This window comes from Pseudomonas sp. P4_B4, from assembly GCF_056402255.1.
In genome coordinates, this window is the sequence record NZ_JBFUHS010000004.1 from 206,363 (window position 1) to 224,666 (window position 18,304).

The 18,304-nt window shown below is 59.9% G+C and carries 14 protein-coding genes; 2 read left to right on the forward strand and 12 right to left on the reverse strand.

The genetic code is table 11. From position 1 onward, the window contains the following. The first annotated feature begins 325 nt into the window (after positions 1-325). Positions 326-5,596, forward strand: coding sequence for a dermonecrotic toxin domain-containing protein (locus tag AC1DVE_RS07220; protein WP_223535098.1), 5,271 nt, complete (start codon positions 326-328; stop codon positions 5,594-5,596). A gap of 66 nt (positions 5,597-5,662) precedes the next feature. On the opposite strand, the gene ureC is transcribed toward AC1DVE_RS07220, so the two are convergent. From ureC to AC1DVE_RS07250, 6 genes are all read right to left on the reverse strand, one after another. Beyond that, on the reverse strand, positions 5,663-7,363 hold the full coding sequence (ureC, locus tag AC1DVE_RS07225; protein WP_223461631.1) for an urease subunit alpha: 1,701 nt from the start codon (positions 7,361-7,363) through the stop codon (positions 5,663-5,665). Positions 7,364-7,486: 123 nt separating this feature from the next. Beyond that, positions 7,487-7,792: an urease subunit beta gene (locus tag AC1DVE_RS07230; RefSeq protein WP_223461633.1), complete on the reverse strand. Its 306-nt coding sequence runs from the start codon at positions 7,790-7,792 to the stop codon at positions 7,487-7,489. Then, positions 7,792-8,325, reverse strand: a complete 534-nt coding sequence (locus AC1DVE_RS07235) for a GNAT family N-acetyltransferase (protein WP_223461634.1) — start codon at positions 8,323-8,325, stop codon at positions 7,792-7,794. The genes AC1DVE_RS07230 and AC1DVE_RS07235 overlap by 1 nt, the downstream gene beginning before the upstream one ends. Positions 8,326-8,331: 6 nt before the next feature. After that, on the reverse strand, positions 8,332-8,865 hold the full coding sequence (locus AC1DVE_RS07240; RefSeq protein WP_223461636.1) for a GNAT family N-acetyltransferase: 534 nt from the start codon (positions 8,863-8,865) through the stop codon (positions 8,332-8,334). A gap of 9 nt (positions 8,866-8,874) precedes the next feature. Then, on the reverse strand, positions 8,875-9,177 hold the full coding sequence (locus tag AC1DVE_RS07245) for an urease subunit gamma (RefSeq protein WP_007999380.1): 303 nt from the start codon (positions 9,175-9,177) through the stop codon (positions 8,875-8,877). A 62-nt stretch (positions 9,178-9,239) separates the two neighbouring features. Beyond that, positions 9,240-10,079 carry an urease accessory protein UreD gene (locus AC1DVE_RS07250; RefSeq protein ID WP_477783858.1) on the reverse strand — a complete coding sequence of 280 codons (840 nt, stop codon included), beginning with the start codon at positions 10,077-10,079 and terminating at the stop codon, positions 9,240-9,242. A 249-nt stretch (positions 10,080-10,328) separates the two neighbouring features. Between AC1DVE_RS07250 and AC1DVE_RS07255 the strand changes: the two genes are divergently transcribed. After that, positions 10,329-11,633: a DUF4329 domain-containing protein gene (locus AC1DVE_RS07255; RefSeq protein ID WP_223461640.1), complete on the forward strand. Its 1,305-nt coding sequence runs from the start codon at positions 10,329-10,331 to the stop codon at positions 11,631-11,633. Between the two features lie 42 nt (positions 11,634-11,675). On the opposite strand, the gene urtE is transcribed toward AC1DVE_RS07255, so the two are convergent. The 6 genes from urtE to AC1DVE_RS07285 all read right to left on the reverse strand — a co-directional run bounded on the left by urtE (position 11,676) and on the right by AC1DVE_RS07285 (position 18,185). Beyond that, complete coding sequence (gene urtE / locus AC1DVE_RS07260) at positions 11,676-12,374, reverse strand: urea ABC transporter ATP-binding subunit UrtE (RefSeq protein ID WP_007979642.1); 699 nt, start codon at positions 12,372-12,374, stop codon at positions 11,676-11,678. Between the two features lie 140 nt (positions 12,375-12,514). Further along, positions 12,515-13,387 (reverse strand): urea ABC transporter ATP-binding protein UrtD, encoded by an 873-nt coding sequence (gene urtD, locus AC1DVE_RS07265; RefSeq protein ID WP_223535100.1) that lies wholly within the window; start codon positions 13,385-13,387, stop codon positions 12,515-12,517. After that, entirely contained in the window at positions 13,384-14,463 is a 1,080-nt protein-coding gene (urtC, locus tag AC1DVE_RS07270; protein WP_477783859.1) for an urea ABC transporter permease subunit UrtC, read from the reverse strand. Before urtC ends, urtD begins: the two co-directional genes overlap by 4 nt. Next, the gene (gene urtB, locus AC1DVE_RS07275) at positions 14,463-15,965 is read right to left on the reverse strand and encodes an urea ABC transporter permease subunit UrtB (protein ID WP_223461643.1); all 1,503 of its coding nucleotides are present in this window, start codon (positions 15,963-15,965) and stop codon (positions 14,463-14,465) included. The genes urtC and urtB overlap by 1 nt, the downstream gene beginning before the upstream one ends. Positions 15,966-16,153: 188 nt before the next feature. Continuing rightward, positions 16,154-17,419 (reverse strand): urea ABC transporter substrate-binding protein, encoded by a 1,266-nt coding sequence (urtA, locus tag AC1DVE_RS07280; protein ID WP_223461645.1) that lies wholly within the window; start codon positions 17,417-17,419, stop codon positions 16,154-16,156. 343 nt (positions 17,420-17,762) lie between these two features. Continuing rightward, positions 17,763-18,185, reverse strand: coding sequence for a hypothetical protein (locus AC1DVE_RS07285; RefSeq protein WP_223461647.1), 423 nt, complete (start codon positions 18,183-18,185; stop codon positions 17,763-17,765). Positions 18,186-18,304 lie beyond the last annotated feature (119 nt).

The following is an 18,304-nucleotide window of genomic DNA, read 5'->3' on the forward strand; positions in this document are numbered from 1 at the left end:
GCGCGCTCGAACGGGGGCAAGCCCCCTCGCCACAAAAGCGCTTAAAGCTTCCTCGGCAACACCACGGTAAACGTCGTGCCATCAATCTCACGGGAACTGACCTCGATCGTCCCCTGGTAGTAGTCCCTTTGCCGAAAAAAACACGACCGCTCATGCCGAGGCACAGGCGGACATGCCGATGGCGGTAGATATATGTTTTTGGCTCCCTGATTTTCGATCCTCCGGAGCCTTTTCAGGGGGCCGGCCAAGCAGCTATTTGGACTTTTGTTTCAGGTGTAGGTGAATAAGCTGGTGGTTCTTTTCCTGTCATCAAGGTGATTCAAAAGTGTCTGATTTGCATGGAAGCAATTCACAAGAAATCCCGGGCGGAGTGTCCATCGATAGTCACGGGAAACATTACCGTCGAACAAACGACGTGATCCCCGCTGCCATCAAGAATGCGCCGCTGGCGAGGCTGAAGTCCCTGCTGGCGCTCGAGCCGCAAATGCCCGAGTGGTATAGCGGCGCGCGGGAAATCGACCGTCAATACCTCAAGCAGTTGATGGATGAGCGCTGGCGTTTGCAAGGCGTACTGGACCAGACCCTGGGCGACTTGCAACATGACATCAATGCCTTCGCCGAACCGTTGCTCAAAACGGCTTTGCAGTCGAAATTCAACACGGTCGAGAACATCAACGGGCTCACCGTACAGCTCGAGGTGCCGAGCACGATCATTTTCGGCATCGATACCGGGGCCAGTCGTGTCCGCCGATCCACGTTACTGGAAGCAGCGCTGCACAATTTCGAAGAAGACGAAACGGCACCTGGCGCGTTGCGCAGCAGCTCCGGTATTTACCGCAAGGACAGTCGGGGCAGTCTCAGTCTTGAAACGGCCATCACCCTCCCTGCGTTTGCAGCCTTGTGCCGAAGCCTGGACATCGGCGGGCAATACCAGCGACACATCAAGTCCGTCCTGTTGTCCGAAACCCCACAGGCACAGCGAACCTTGCAACGGAATTCGGTGGCCAGTGAAAAGGCGGCCCTTCATGTGGCCGCGCTGATTGCCCGATTGAAGGGTGATATCAGTGACCATGCCTACGGAAAATTGGGCCAGGTGCGTGAGGGCCGGGCAGATATCACGCTGTACGACCAGCCGTTGCAGTGTCATCGGTTGTCGCTGATGGGCTTTCGAATGACTGGCATCGTGTTGTTCAGTGCAGTCATTGAGCCATCGCAAGTAAAGCGCGAAGTTGAAGCGTTGACGCCGGCCCTGTTGAGGTTCTGGATAGACTGGTCGCGCCGCATCCCTGTACTGCCGGGCCAGGAATATGATCGATTCAAACTGCTGCAAGCCTTCTTTGCCAACGGACCGCAGGGGCTGAGCGATGAGCTGTTGCGCCGCGAAGATATATATCAACAGAGCCGATTGACCGGTCCGTTGATCGCCTATGTCCCGGATGATCCGGAGCATCCCCTCAAGGAGTATCCGTCGCTGACCGCGTTCATGAAAACGCTGATCGGTCAGTTGAGAAATGCCGATTACCAGGCCTTTTTCAGCCGCTTCGTCGCGCAGAAGGACAAAGGGCTGTTTTTCGCCCGGGTCAACGAGCGTCTCACGACCTTCACCTGGCACGAGCGCGAGCCGCTCGACATGGGCCCGTGGTGGCGTGAAGCAGCGGTTGAAAACCCCGATGCAGAGCCCATCACCAACCAGATGACGGGTGATCTGTGGGTGGCGCTGTTTCTGCAGCGCCGCGACAAGGCCATCGCCGATGCCAGGCTCATCGCTGTACCGACCGGCGATGAAGATGCCAATGCACGCTTCAAACGCCTGACCAGTTACCTGTCAATTGGCTGGAACCTGTTCAATTTCGCCGCAATGCTGGTGCCCGGCTTGGGCGAAGCCATGCTCGGCATCATGGTCGCGCAGATGCTCGCCGAGGTGGCCGAAGGCGTCGAGGACTGGAGCAAGGGTGACAAGGAGCAAGCCTCTGCCTATTTCAACGGGGTCTTGATCAACTTCGCGCAATTGGCACTCATGGGCGCCGGACATGTGCTGCCCGGCACCGGTGTCGCGCCGATCAAGGTGTCGCCGTTTGTCGAGGGCCTCAAACCCGTGGAGGTCGGCGGCAAAGAGCGTTTGTGGAACCCTGACCTCGCTCCCTATGAACAACCGGTCGTGTTGCCCGATGGGGCGAAGGCCAGTGACACAGGGCTGTACCGTCATCAGGATCAGGACCTGCTGCGGCTCGATGACAAATGCTACGCAGTCAGGCAAGACCCGGACACCGGCCGGCACCGGCTTCAACACGCGACTCGCGCCGATGCCTATCAGCCGCTGCTGGAGCACAACGGTGCCGGCAGTTGGAAGACGGAACTCGACCAACCGCTCGAATGGGACAAGGGGCAAATACTCAGGCGTCTGGGCGCTTCGGTGGATGGATTCTCCGATGAAACCCTGGAGCAGATTCTGACCGCCAGTGGCGTGCACGAAAATGTGCTGCGCCGGCTTCACGTCGAACAGCAGACCCCTCCCGCTCTGTTGGCCGATACCCTCAAGCGCTTCAAGGCCCATGCTGATGCGCAAGCCTGCGCAGAGCAGATTATGGCCAACCGGATCGGCGAGGAATGGGCCGATTACGCCGTGCGATCCATGACCGAAATGGGCGGCTGGTCCGGCGACAAGGCTATAGAAGTCTTCCAGGGGCCGGGACTGACGGGGGCGTCGATCAAGAACGGCTATGCCCAGGCGTCACTGGCCAACACGTTGCAGATGACCAGATCTTACCTGCTGGCGGGGGCGCTGCCCGAGCGCGTGGTGGGGTTCCTTGACGAACAGGCGCTTCGCGAACTGCTCCCCGAATGGTTATCCGGTGACGCGCAGAAGCGTGCGCAAGCATTGCGCGAGCAATGGGCGGCACAGGTGGGCCGGCGCAAGCGGCAGTTGTTCGACCTCCTGTACAGTCATTGGACCCGTTCGGACGATCCTTTGGTGAATCTGCTCAAGGAGGATTTTGCAGAGATATCGATCAGCCAGGCGCAAGAACTGCTGGGTGAGGCGCACCCCTCGGACGTGCAACACCTGAGCGAAAAAAAACGCGTGCCTTTGCGGCTGGCTGAACAAGCGAGGAAGGCCGCCGAGCAATTGCGGGTGACACGGGCCTATGAGGGACTTTACCTCGACGCCTTGCACAGTGCTGACACCGCGCGCCTGAAGTTGCACTCCCTGGCGGCCCTGCCAGGCTGGCCGACGGATTTGCGCCTGGAGGTTCGTGAGTATTCATTCGGGGGAGCGTTGACCGACAGTCTGGGCCCCGTCGACGCGCCGATCCGCAAAGTGCTGATCCTGGATGAGGATGGCAAATACCAAGCGCGGGACGACAGCGATCAACACCTGCACGGCGCGGACAATCTGTATGCCGCGGTGCTGCATGCGTTTCCGGATTCACAGCGAACAACCCTGGGCTTCGGCATCAACGAGGCTGCGCGACTGGAGCAAGCGATTAAGGCACGCCCCCTGGATCGTCAGGTGTTTGAGCCGATTCTGCGGGACAACCCGAATTACAAGCCGACCTACGATCCGACCGGCATGCGCCTGCGCGGCGGCATGCGTGGCTATGCCCGGCAAGCACCGCATGGCATGGGGCTGCGGCGCCGGGCTCAGGCACTGTATCCGGATTTTACCTCGGAGGAGGTCGAGACGCTGCTGGCGCAGTTCAGCCAGGGCGAAGGTGCGGTGCATGAACGACTGGCCGTGCTCGAGACCGAGTTCAATCAGTTGAACCGCACCCTGCAACGCTGGATGAACTCGCCGACGCAGTCCTCTCGTTTTACCCCGGCGGGCGTGGCGGAGTGGCATGCGCGGAACAATATCTACAAAGCGCTCAGGCAATGCTGGCAGCGCACCGGGCCTGAGGGCATCGAGGCCTCCAGCGTAGTGCGACCACAGGCGTTGAGACTGGACAACATTCCCAGGCTGAGCCGACTGCTGGAAACCCTGCCGAAGCTGGAGGCCAACTTTGATCACGTCACCAGCCTGAGCCTGCGCGGTGGGCAGTTGCGTTCCGGGCACCTGTCGTTCCTGGACTCGTTCCATCAGGTGCGTTACCTCAACCTGCAAGACAATCTGCTGACGGCGCTTCCGCAGGCAATGAAGGACATGCGTCATCTCACTCACCTGTTTCTTGACGGCAATAACATTGAACTGGATGTTGTGGCGGTCGATCGCCTGAAGAATCTGACGCGCATGATGTTCCTGCGCTTGCGCGGCAACCCGCTGAAGCTCATTCCGAACATCAGCCGAATGCCGCATTTGCAGGTGCTGTTGCTGGGCGAAACGGGACTGGACAGCTGGCCTGTCGGGCTGTTTTCGCAACCGCGGCCGCGCAGTATCTATCTTGATCTGAGCGATAATCCGATCAGCCGGATACCCGAGGTCGCGCCCGGTTCATTTCGCGCAGAGCTATTGGCGCGCACCGTGATCAGTCGGTCCCCGCGCTGGATCTCGCCGGAGAATCTCGATTTCCTCAAGTCTTACATCGAGTCGGTCGGCATGGACCCGGAGCGTCCTTATCCGCCCCGTGGCGTAATCGATAGCGCGGAATGGGGGACGGGTATGTCCGAGCAAGAATGGCAGAAAAAGCAGGAAGTCTGGGACGCGGTCGAGGATGAGTTCAATTCAATGCCGTTTTTCAATGAACTCGACAAACTCACAAATTCCGCTGACTTCAAGGCCGGTGGGACCTATCAGACAGAACTGACGGCCAAGGTCTGGCGCATGCTCGAAGCCATGGCCCGTGACAGTGAACTGCGCATCAAGTTGTTCAACGAAGCTGCAACACCCACCGAATGCGTGGATGGCGTTACGCAACTGTTCAATGCCATGGGCGTGCAGGTGTTGGTCCACGAAGCTTACGCCCTGGAGCGTGCGGACCTGATCGAAACACAGTTGCTGGAACTGGCCCTGGGCAAGTCCCGGCTCGATGAACTCGCTGCCATTGCCCGTCGCCGGGTGTCAGAGCGGTTGGCAAAGGGAGAGCGGTTTCGCCGTTACGACGCCGATGGCGAAGTGACCGGCACCATCGATGAAGTGGAAGTGCACCTGGCCTACATGACCGATCTGGCGGAGCGCCTGGATTTGCCGTGGCAGGCACGGGGCATGCAGTTTCGCAGCATCGCCGAGGTCAGCAAAGAGATGATCGAGGCAGCGTTCCAGCGGATCAAGGCGCTGGAGGAAGGTGACCTGCTGATCGACCGGATCTTCGAGCAACCGCTCTGGAAAACCTGGCTGGAGTCGACTTACCGCGAGGAGTTGAACGGCTTGAAACGCCGGATTGACGCCACCATCGATTTGCAGGATGCGTTGCAGCGCAGGGCTGAAGGTGCGGGGTTGAGCACCGAGGAAAAGGCTGCGGTGGAGGCGCAAATCAAAGGGCTGTGCAGTGAATTGGGCAAAAGTGAAACTGACTTTGCCGATGGCAGGCTGATGACTGACGAGGAATATGTTCAAGCCTTGGATGACATCGATCTGCAGATTACGCAGTTGCTGAAAAAACTGACACGGGAAGCGATGAATCGGGCCAGGCTGGATCGGCTGCGGATTGAATCCACTCAGTAACCACGGAAAAAACAAAGGCCTCGACACAGGGTGTGCGAGGCCTTTGCTCGTGTCGTGGTTGCCGGATTAGAACAGGAAGTAACGCTGGGCCATCGGCAAGGTTTGCGCCGGCTCACACCATAGCAACACACCGTCGGCCTTGACCTGGTAGGTCTGCGGATCAACGTCGATGTTCGGCAGGTAGTCGTTGTGAATCAGGTCGGTTTTCTGCACGTCACGGCAGCCTTTGACCACGGCGATTTTTTTCTTCAAGCCCAGGGCTTCGGGCAAGCCTGCATCCTGTGCGGCCTGGCTGATGAAGGTCAAGCTGGTGGCGTGCAGCGAGCCGCCGAAGCTGGCGAACATCGGGCGGTAGTGCACCGGTTGTGGCGTCGGGATCGAGGCATTGGCGTCGCCCATCAGGCTGGCCGCGATGGCTCCGCCCTTGAGAATCAGCGTCGGCTTCACGCCAAAAAACGCCGGGCGCCAGAGCACCAGGTCCGCCCATTTGCCTACTTCCACCGAACCCACTTCATGGCTGATGCCGTGGGTGATCGCCGGGTTGATGGTGTACTTGGCGATGTAGCGTTTGGCGCGGAAGTTGTCGTTGCCTTGACCATCGCCGGGCAGTGGCCCGCGTTGTTTTTTCATCTTGTCGGCAGTCTGCCAGGTGCGGGTGATGACTTCACCGACCCGCCCCATGGCCTGACTGTCGGAGCTGATCATCGAGAACGCACCGAGGTCATGGAGGATGTCTTCGGCGGCAATCGTCTCGCGGCGGATGCGGCTTTCGGCGAAGGCCACATCCTCGGCAATGCTCGGGTCGAGGTGGTGGCAGACCATCAGCATGTCGAGGTGTTCATCAATGGTGTTGCGGGTGAACGGCCGGGTCGGGTTGGTGGAGCTGGGCAGCACGTTGGCAAAACCGCAGGCCTTGATGATGTCCGGCGCGTGACCGCCACCGGCACCTTCGGTGTGATAGGTGTGAATGGTGCGGCCCTTGAAGGCGGCGAGGGTGGTCTCGACGAAACCGGATTCGTTGAGGGTGTCGGTGTGGATCGCCACCTGCACGTCGAACCGGTCGGCTACATTCAGGCAGTTGTCGATGCTCGCTGGCGTGGTACCCCAGTCCTCATGCAACTTGAGGCCGATGGCTCCGGCCTTGACCTGCTCGATCAACGGCTCGGGCAGGCTGGCGTTACCTTTGCCAGTCAGGCCGATGTTCATCGCAAACGCATCGGCGGCCTGAAGCATGCGCGCCAGGTGCCACGGCCCGGAGGTGCATGTGGTCGCATTGGTGCCGGTAGCCGGTCCGGTGCCGCCACCGATCATGGTGGTGACGCCGCTCATCAACGCCTCTTCGATCTGCTGCGGGCAGATGAAGTGAATGTGGGTGTCGATGCCGCCAGCGGTGAGGATCATGCCTTCGCCAGCGATGACTTCGGTGCTGGCGCCAATGGCGATGTTGACGTTGGGCTGGATGTCCGGATTGCCGGCCTTGCCGATCGCCGCGATGCGCCCGTCCTTGAGACCGACGTCGGCCTTGATGATGCCCCAGTGATCGATGATCAGCGCGTTGGTGATCAGCGTGTCGACCACCTCGGCGGAGAGCAACTGGCTCTGACCCTGGCCGTCACGGATGACTTTACCGCCACCGAATTTCACTTCTTCGCCGTAGGTGGTGAAGTCCTGCTCCACTTCGATCCACAACTCGGTATCGGCCAGGCGCACCTTGTCACCGACAGTGGGACCGAACATTTCGGCGTAGGCTTGACGGCTGATTTTCATTTCCTCGTTCCTCGGAACTGAGCTGCAAGCTTCAAGCTGCAAGCCTCAAGTAAAAGCAAAATTGTGAGTGCCGCAAAACTGCTTTTTTCTTGCAGCTTGTGGCTTGCAGCTTGTGGCTGCTCCTCAGAGATCACCCATGATCCTGCCGGCAAAGCCGAACACCCGACGATGCCCCGCCAAATCCACCAACTCCACCTCGCGGCTCTGCCCCGGTTCGAAGCGCACCGCGGTGCCGGCGGGGATGTTCAAGCGCATGCCGCGGCTGGCGGCGCGATCGAACGTCAGGGCATCGTTGGTTTCGAAAAAGTGGTAATGCGAGCCGACCTGGATCGGCCGATCACCACTGTTGGCCACTTTCAGACTGATCGTGCGCCGACCGACGTTGAGTTCGATCTCGCCGGGCTGGATCTGGTATTCACCGGGAATCATCAATGGGCTCCTTGGAGAATCTTGTAGTACAGGGCGGTCGGCTTGTAGCGGCCGCTCGGGTCGCAGGCGTAGTCGGGAATCTCACCGGCGCGGGTATAGCCCAGTGATCGGTAGAAGTCTTCGGCGGGCGAGCCGGCCTCGGTGTCGAGGTAAAGCATGCCGCGCTTGTGCTGCAGGGCGGCCGCCTCCAGCGCGCTCATCAGTTGCTGGCCCAGACCGCGACGCCGCGCATGTTCGCGCACCAGCAGCTTCTGCACTTCGGCCCGGTTCAGGCCGTTGGCTTTCTGGCACAGATTCAGCTGTACGCTGGCCTGCACCTGTTCGTCATTGACCACCACCCACAGCAACACATTGCCCTTGTTCAGGTTGTCCTGGACTTCATCGAAATAGGCGTGGGCCTGGGTGGAATCGAGGTCAGCCATAAAGCCGACGCTGGCGCCATAACCGACGGCATCGAGCAGCAGATCGATCAGGCCCTGGCGATAATGCGCAAAGCTTTCGACGTTGACGCGTCGCAGTTGGGCGGGGTTCATGGGCGATCACTCCTTGTTGGCGGCGGGTGGTTGCGCGCCAGGATTGAGGGTCAGTTGCATGAAGGTCAGGTCCAGCCAGCGACCGAATTTGGTGCCGACCTGCGGCATTTGCCCGGTGGTGATAAAGCCGATGCGCTCATGCAAGCGAATGGAGGCGGCGTTACCGCTTTCGATGGCTGCGACCATCACGTGCTTGCCGCAGCCTTTGGCGCGTTCAATCAGCGCTTCCATCAGTTGCGGGCCGAGGCCGTTGCCGCGCTGGTCGCTGCGCACGTAGACCGAGTGCTCGACGGTGTGGCGGAAACCGTCGAAGGGTCGCCAGTCGCCGAACGAGGCGTACCCGAGCACCGTGTCGTCGGCATCGACAATCACCAGAATCGGATAACTCTGGGATTGTCGGGCGCTGAACCAGGCCTGGCGGTTGCCGAGGTCGACCGCCTGTTCGTTCCAGATCGCCGTGGTGTTGAGCACCGCGTCGTTGTAGATGTCGCGGATGGCTGGCAGATCGGCATGCACGGCATCGCGGATGTGGTAAGTCATGGCGCGGCCTCAGGCGATGGGTTGGTGGACGGTGACCAGTTTAGTGCCGTCGGGGAACGTGGCCTCGACCTGGATTTCCGGGATCATTTCCGGGATGCCTTCCATCACTTGTTCGCGGGTCAGCAGGGTGGTGCCCAGGTGCATCAGGTCGGCCACGGTCTGGCCGTCACGGGCGCCTTCAAGCAGCGCGGCAGAAATGTAGGCCATGGCCTCCGGGTAATTGAGCTTCACACCGCGAGCCAAACGCCGCTCGGCCACCAGGCCGGCGGTGAAGATCAGCAGCTTGTCTTTTTCGCGTGGGGTCAGGTCCATCGTAGACATCCATCAGGGCAGATTAAAAAAGTGTTGGATCTGCTTGCACAGAAAAGCATGATTCAGGTGTTCCATATTCTTGGAGGTATTGCTTCGCGGCCAAGCAGCGCAGGCCTAAGCAATCGCCACAAATCAATCAGCCATCCCCGCGCCAACAACGCTTCACTGGCCAGGCACCGTGCAACCAGCAACCCCGGCAGCTGGGTCAGATCCCCGCGCACGTCGTTGGGCAGCGAGCGGCAGCGCTCCAGCAGTCCGCTATCGATTTCCCCGGTCACCAGCAATGTCGCAAACACCGGTTGCCCATCTAGCCCGATGGGCGAGTCCAGCAAACCGTCCGCCCCGACAATGCGCTGGCGTTCATGCCAGAGCAACTGGCCGTCGCGGTGGATATCCAGTTGCGCCTGGAAGTGCCCAAGATCGAAGCGCTCGCCACTGGCCGGACGGCCCAAAGCCAAGACGTCCCAGTAGAACAGTCGCGCATCGCCTTCAAGCTCGATGCCAGTGCTGAGTTCAGCCTGGGCAGCGCTGAAAATGATTGTCTCCTGGGGCAGCCATTCCAGTGTCGCACCGGCCGCCACCTTCAACTTCAGCTGCTGATAGGCGGGGCCGGCGGCGCGATACCACTTGGCCGCGCCGGGGCTGGTGATTTGTGCCCAGGCATCGCGCTCGACGCTGGCCGAGATGTCCAGACGATCACCGCCGGCAATTCCGCCGGGCGGGTGGACGATGATGTGCTGGCAGACTTCCGGCCCTTCGGCATACAGGTGTTTTTGCACGCGCAGTGGGCCCAGGTGGCGACGCAGGACCGGGCGCGTGCAGCCGTCGAAGCGGGCGTAACCCAGCTCCAGTTCGGCGTGCCAGCTGGGGGTAAACAAGGCGCCAGATGCGGGAAGAGTCATAGTCAGTGCTTGTCGTGAGGTCGTCACGAGAGTTGCAAAGGCTGTGCCGCAAGGATTCGCAGGCAGGAAGCGGTTATTGCCTGGGTTTGTGCACCAACAGGAGGCGCCCCATGAAATATGGCGCAACAAAATGGTGCCTTGTGCCTGTTGAGGTATACATATCTACCGCCATCGGTGGTCGTGAAAAACCGAGGATGCAAGCGTACGCCCCACATCCAGAGGGGTGATTGAACGCCTTGGAGTCTCTTGATGACCACTTCTTATGATCCTGCACCACCTGCATCTTCGACCGCACCGGTGTTGCCACCTGTGAGCCAGCCCTTCATTGGCGTGGACGATGCGGCGCTTTGGCTGCACCAACATGAACACGTGAGCGACAGAGAGTACGGTGCGCTCCTGTTGCAGCGCCCTGATGGTAAATGTGTCGCCACGACACCTATAAAAGGTGAGGCAACTACATTTGATTTTGAGCGTTTGCTGGCCTACGACCGACAAACCCGGACGATCATTCATCCTGCGGGATACCTTTGCGTGGGCCGCTATCACAGCCATCCGGAATATGCGGAACAGATTGCCCGGGCTCACCCCCGCTACAGCGCAGACCAGGTCAAGTTGCATCAGGCGCTCCCCTCGACAGTCGATCTCGATTCAGCTTTCAGGCATGTCGACGTCTTTAAAACCAATTACATTTCAAGTCACGATGGTTCTCTGGTGGCCTATTCCATCAATCCGCAGAACGCATCCGGCAATCCTCAGTTCGGACTGGGCTCCACGCCCGAAAGTCGAATCAAGAGGATCGTGACCATCGGCCAGATGCGTGTCCTTGATCCAGGCACGGTCTGGGGGGGATTTCGCGGCCCGATCACGGCTCAATGGACTCCCAACCAGCCGGTCCTGCCCGGACCTCCCACTCTCCAACCGTTCTATACGTCGGTTTTTGACGATCCGGCGTCGGCGTTGAACGCTGCCTTGAGTCGCGTACCCGCCACCGCAGCGCATCTGCGCATGGGACTGATCCTCAAGCATCGCGACCGTGACGAATATGTCGCGACATTGCCGTTGCAACGACCTGATGGATTGCTGGCAATCGAGCAGGTATTCCCCGCGACGCCAGACGGTTTTCTGTTACCAGAAAATCAGACGTTTGCAGGTGTGTACCTAGGGCCAGAGTTGCTGGCGACGTCACTACCGGAAGAACAGGCTGACATTTACCAGCAGTTTTTCTCGCCCCGGTCATTGTTGTTCAGCATCCAGCAGGGCAGAACATCAGGGTTGGTGGACGTCTCCCAGGGCTTTTCCGTATTCCGCCAGACTCCGGACGGCGCACTGCTGAAGTATCACAGTACGTTTTCGGACGCCGAATCCCTGATGTTCGAGGCAGATGGCAAGTTGGGCGTCAACATCGACAGGTTCTTGCTTACCGGGCGCATGAGTCCGAGGTTTTTCGTCAGACGTGTTGCGGCAATGGGTGTACTGACGGTCGAACAAACCAGTCCGTTCTGGAATATTCCAGGTTTGGTGGACGCTCGATGGCGGCCCTATGGGAGGGCGTGACGAATCGGCCCGGTTTCTGAATGAGCGCTGACAGTTCACTGCTCAGATCGTCACCAAACCGCGCACGCCTTCGGCTTCCATATTCTCGCCGCGACCCTGTTGCACAATTTCGCCCCGGGACATCACCAGGTATTGGTCTGCCAGTTCGGCGGCGAAATCGTAGAACTGCTCGACCAGTAGAATGGCCATGTCGCCTCGGGCCGCGAGTTTTTTGATCACGGCACCGATCTCCTTGATCACCGACGGCTGGATGCCTTCGGTGGGCTCGTCGAGGATCAGCAGGCGAGGGCGGCTGGCCAACGCACGGCCGATGGCCAGTTGTTGTTGCTGGCCGCCGGACAGGTCACCCCCCCGGCGTTGCTTCATTTGCAGCAGCACCGGGAACAGCTCGTAGATGAACGCTGGCACTTCCTTCGCTTCGCTGCCGGGAAAGCGTGACAGACCCATCAGCAGGTTTTCTTCCACGGTCAGGCGGCCGAAGATCTCCCGGCCTTGCGGCACGTAGGCGATGCCGGCATGCACACGCTGGTGCGGCTTGAACGTGGTGATCGGCTTGCCTTCCCAGTTCACTGCGCCTTCCTTCGCTGGCAGCAGGCCCATCAGGCATTTGAGCAGGGTGGTCTTGCCCACGCCGTTACGGCCGAGCAGGCAGGTGACTTCGCCGACCTTCACGTCAAATGTCAGGCCGCGCAGGATGTGGCTTCCGCCGTAGTATTGGTGCAGTTTTTCGACTTGCAGCATGTTCGAATTCCTTCTGTTTTACACAGAACCCTGTGGGAGCGGGCTTGCTCGCGAATGCGGACTGACATTCAACATTTGCATCGACTGGCACACCGCTTTCGCGAGCAAGCCCGCTCCCACATGGGGCAGTGTTCACATGTCTATCGACCGAGATAAACCTCGATCACCCGCTCGTTGTCCTGTACCTGCTCCAGCGACCCTTCGGCCAGCACGCTGCCCTGATGCAACACCGTGACGTGGTCGGCAATCGAACCGACGAAGCCCATGTCGTGCTCCACCACCATCAGCGAATGCTTGCCGGCCAGGCTTTTGAACAGCTCGGCGGTGAACTCGGTTTCGGCGTCGGTCATGCCCGCCACCGGCTCATCGAGCAGCAGCAATTGCGGGTCCTGCATCAGCAACATGCCGATCTCCAGGAACTGCTTCTGACCATGGGACAACAGGCCGGCCGGGCGATTGACCGAGCTGGTCAGGCGAATGGTCTCCAGCACTTCGGCGATGCGGTCTTTCTGTTCGCCGTTCAGGCGAGCCCGCAGGCTGGCCCACACCGACTTGTCGGTTTTCTGCGCCAGTTCCAGGTTCTCGAACACACTCAAGGCTTCGAACACCGTGGGCTTCTGGAACTTGCGACCGATGCCGGCCTGGGCGATCTGCACTTCGCTCATTTGCGTCAGGTCCAGGGTTTCGCCGAACCAGGCCTTGCCGTGGCTGGGGCGGGTCTTGCCGGTGATCACGTCCATCAGCGTGGTCTTGCCTGCGCCGTTGGGGCCGATGATGCAGCGCAGCTCACCGACGCCGATGTACAGGTTCAGATTGTTCAGGGCGCGGAAGCCGTCGAAGCTGACACTGATATCTTCCAGGGTCAGGATGGTGCCGTGGCGCGTATTCAGGCCTTTACCGGCACTTTGGCCGAGACCGATGGCATCGCGGCTGCTGCCGGCGTCGCGGTTGGGTTCCAGTGGTGGAAAGAACGCCGGTTCGAGCATGAATTCAGCGGTTGCAGTGACTCTCATTGCTCACCTCTTTTCTTCAACAGACCGATCACGCCTTTGGGCAAATACAGGGTCACGACGATGAACAGCGCGCCGAGGAAGAACAGCCAGTACTCGGGGAACGCCACGGTGAACCAGCTCTTCATGCCATTGACCACGCCGGCGCCGAGCAAGGGCCCGATCAGCGTGCCACGTCCGCCGAGGGCGACCCACACCGCCGCTTCGATCGAGTTGGTCGGCGACATTTCACTCGGGTTGATGATCCCCACTTGCGGCACATACAGCGCACCGGCCAGGCCGCACAACACCGCGCTCAACACCCACACGAACAACTTGAAACCGCGCGGATCGTAGCCGCAGAACATCAGGCGGTTTTCCGCATCGCGCAGCGCGGTCAACACCCGACCGAACTTGCTTTGCGCCAGGCGCCAGCCGATAAACAGGCTCGCCACCAGCAACAGCACCGTGGCGAAAAACAGCACAGCACGGGTGCCCGGTTCGGTGATGCCAAAGCCAAGAATCGTGCGGAAGTTGGTGAAGCCGTTGTTGCCGCCGAAGCCGGTTTCGTTGCGGAAGAACAACAACATGCCGGCGAAGGTCAGGGCCTGGGTCATGATCGAGAAATACACGCCCTTGATCCGCGAACGGAAGGCGAAGAAGCCGAACACCAACGCCAACAACCCCGGCGCCAATACCACCAGGCACAGGGTCCAGAGGAAGCTGCTGGTGCCGGTCCAGAACCACGGCATTTCGGTCCACGACAGGAAGGTCATGAACGCCGGCAAGCCATCGCCCGAGGCCTGGCGCATCAGGTACATGCCCATGGCATAGCCACCGAGGGCGAAGAACAGACCGTGCCCCAAGGACAGGAGGCCGGCGTAACCCCACACCAGATCGAGCGCCAGTGCGACGATGGCGTAGCAAAGAATCTTGCCCACCAGCGTCAGTGTGTAAGCCGAAACATGCAGCGTGCTGTCCACCGGTAACAACGACAGTAGCGGTAGCGCCAACAGCAAAACGAGGATCACTGCACCGACGGCAATCGAGACTTTAGGGCCGGCTTTTTGGGTCGCGGTAACGAGCAGGGGCTGGTTCATCAGTCGATCACCCGTCCTTTGAGTGCGAAGAGGCCTTGCGGACGTTTCTGGATGAACAGAATGATCAACGCGAGGATGAGGATCTTGCCGAGCACGGCACCGATCTGCGGTTCGAGAATCTTGTTGGCGATCCCCAGGCCAAACGCCGCCAGCACGCTACCGGCCAACTGACCGACACCGCCGAGCACGACCACCAGGAACGAGTCGATGATGTAGCTCTGGCCGAGGTCCGGGCCGACGTTGCCGATCTGGCTCAGGGCCACGCCACCGAGGCCGGCGATGCCCGAACCGAGGCCAAAGGCGAGCATGTCCACGCGCCCGGTGGGTACGCCGCAGCAGTCGGCCATGTTGCGGTTCTGCGTGACGGCGCGAACATTCAGGCCGAGTCGAGTCTTGTTCAGCAGTAGCCAGGTCAACACCACCACAAACAACGCAAAGGCAATGATGACGATGCGGTTGTACGGCAGCACCAGGTTCGGCAGCACTTGAATGCCGCCCGACAGCCACGCCGGGTTGGCCACTTCGACGTTCTGCGCGCCGAACACCAGGCGAACCAGTTGAATCAGCATCAGGCTGATGCCCCAGGTGGCGAGCAGGGTTTCCAGCGGACGGCCGTAGAGGTGGCGAATCACCGTGCGCTCCAGCGCCATGCCGATGGCCGCGGTGACGAAAAACGCCACCGGCAGCGCGATCAGCGGATAGAACTCGATGGCCTGCGGCGCGAAGCGCTGGAACATCAGTTGCACCACATAGGTCGAGTAGGCGCCGAGCATCAGCATCTCGCCGTGGGCCATGTTGATCACGCCGAGCAGGCCGAAGGTGATCGCGAGTCCCAAGGCGGCGAGCAGCAGTATCGAGCCCAGGGACATGCCGCTGAATGCCTGACCGAGCATCTCGCCGACCAGCAGTTTGCGTTTGACTTGAGCGAGGCTGGTTTCGGCCGCAGTGCGTACATTGGCATCAGCCTCAACGCCAGGATCGAGCAAGCCTTCGAGGCGGGTGCGGGCTAGCGGATCACCTGTTTCGCCGAGCAAGCGCACAGCGGCCAGCCGTACAGCCGGGTCGGCATCCACCAATTGCAGGTTGGCCAGGGCGAGGCTCAGTGCGGCATGAACGCTCTCGTCCTTCTCGCCCGCCAGTTGTTGGTCGAGGAATTTCAACTGCGCCGGCTTGGCGCTTTTCTGTAGTTGCTGCGCGGCGGTCAGACGGAGTTTGGCATCGGTGGCGAGCAATTGATGACTGGCCAGGGCCGTGTCGATCAGACCTCGCAGGCGGTTGTTCAGGCGCAGGGTTTTAGGTTGGCCGTCGATGGTCAATTCACCTTGTTGCAGGGCGTTGATCAGTTCGATACGGGCCGGGTCGGGTTGCGCGGCCCAGGCTTCCAACAGCCTGGCTTGCTGCACGGGATTGGCGACGACGAAGTCTTCGGCGTCACCGGCGTGAGTGGCCATAGGCAGCAAGAGTGCGATGGCGAGGAGGAAGCGGTAGAGGGCAGTGGGCATAGAGAGTCGCCTTGCTCGGACTAAATGTGAAGGCTGGCTTTTGTGGCGAGGGAGCTTGCTCCCGCTGGGACGCGAAGCGGCCCCAAAAAAGGACTGCTCCGCAGTCCAACGGGAGCAAGCTCCCTCGCCGCAAAAACCGCTCCCACAGGGAGTTGTGTTGGGCCTGAATAATCGTCAGGCCCAATGGCTCAGTTGCTCTTCACCGCATATTCCGGTTTCTTGTCGTTGCCGGGGATGAACGGGCTCCACGGCTGGGCGCGGATCGGTCCTTCGGTCTGCCACACCACGTTGAACTGACCGTCAGACTGGATCTCGCCGATCATCACTGGCTTGTGCAGGTGGTGATTGGTCTTGTCCATGGTCAGCGTGTAACCGGACGGCGCGGCAAAGGTCTGGCCGGCCAGGGCTTCGCGGACTTTGTCGACGTCGGTGGACTTGGCTTTTTCCGCCGATTGCGCCCACATGTGGATACCGACGTAAGTGGCTTCCATCGGGTCGTTGGTCACCGCCTTGTCGGCGCCTGGCAGGTTGTGTTTCTTCGCGTAGGCTTTCCAGTCGTCGACGAACTTCTTGTTCACCGGGTTCTCCACCGATTCGAAGTAGTTCCACGCCGCCAGGTTACCCACCAACGGTTTGGTGTCGATGCCGCGCAGTTCTTCTTCGCCGACCGAGAACGCCACGACCGGAACGTCGGTGGCTTTCAGGCCCTGGTTCGCCAGTTCCTTGTAGAACGGCACGTTGGAGTCGCCGTTGACGGTGGAGATAACCGCCGTCTTGCCGCCGGCCGAGAACTTCTTGATGTTGGCGACGATGGTCTGGTAGTCGCTGTGACCGAACGGGGTATAGACCTCTTCGATGTCCTTGTCGGCCACGCCTTTGGAGTGCAGGAACGAACGCAGGATCTTGTTGGTGGTGCGCGGGTAGACGTAGTCGGTGCCGAGCAGGAAGTAGCGCTTGGCGCTGCCGCCCTCTTCGCTCATCAGGTATTCAACGGCAGGGATCGCCTGCTGGTTCGGCGCCGCGCCGGTGTAGAACACGTTTGGCGACATTTCTTCGCCTTCGTATTGCACCGGGTAGAACAGCAGGCCGTTGAGTTCTTCGAACACTGGCAGTACCGATTTGCGCGACACGGAAGTCCAGCAACCAAACACCACGGCGACCTTGTCCTGGGTCAGCAATTGACGACCCTTCTCGGCGAACAGCGGCCAGTTCGATGCAGGGTCGACCACCACCGGCTCGAGCATCTTGCCGTTCACGCCGCCCTTGGCGTTGATCTCGTCGATGGTCATCAGCGCCATGTCTTTCAACGACGTTTCGGAGATCGCCATGGTCCCGGACAACGAATGCAGAATACCGACCTTGATGGTCTCGGCGGCCTGGACAGTCCAGGTCATGCCCATCGCGGCGATGCTTGCCGAGAGTGTGAAAGCCTTGATCAAACTGCGACGCTTCATTGTGCGATCTCCATGAACTTATGAGTTTTTTTGGTTGGCAGATGCGGACTACTGAAGGTGTGTTTTGCAAGTGCTGTGCCCGGTCGGCAAAAGGCAGGGAAATGTCGTTTTAGAGCGGTTGAACGGTTTGCTGGCGCACCATGAAGGATCGCGTCTGGCGCGTTGGTGCGAAGAGTTGCGCCAGATTGGGGCGAAGACTTTGTGGGCAACAAAAATCGACTGTGGGAGCGGGCTTGCTCCGGGCGGCGTTCCGACGAATGCGGTGTTTCAGTTGCCATTTATGTTGTCTGACACACCCTCTTCGCGAGCAAGCCCGCTCCCACAAGGTCAGCGGCGCATCAAGTCAGCTTTTAATGCAGGTTTCAAAACCATGTCCGCCACCTTCGTACTCCGGGCCGTAGTAGTACTTGGTGAATGAAGTTTTCCCGTCAGGGGTTGTAGCAATTTTCGCAATTCCAACGCCGTAATCCTTGAGTGACGGATCCGTATGGGCAAAGTAAATCGCCAGGGAACTCAAGTTGGCGGCAGCAAATCCGTCATACCGGGAGTTGTCGAGCAACGTCAGCGTAAAACCGTAGGCACCGTGTTCGCCGGTACTCTGTTTGGCATTGAGCTTCATCTCTACAACACCTTCAAACGGACCGATATGGCTGTCCATTCCGGTGCATTGATACCGGCCACTATAATCAACGCCAGTAAAGGGTGGCTGCACTGCCCATGCGGGCGCTGAAACAAGTGCAATGGATGCGATGAGTTTCTTGAACATGCTTACCTCTTTCCGCTCTTGTAAGAGTTGTGGCGATTAAGTTGTAGGAATAATCGTCATTGAAGTGCGCGAGCGTTTTATAGTTGAACTCGCGAGTGCGGAGTATGAACATGATGGTT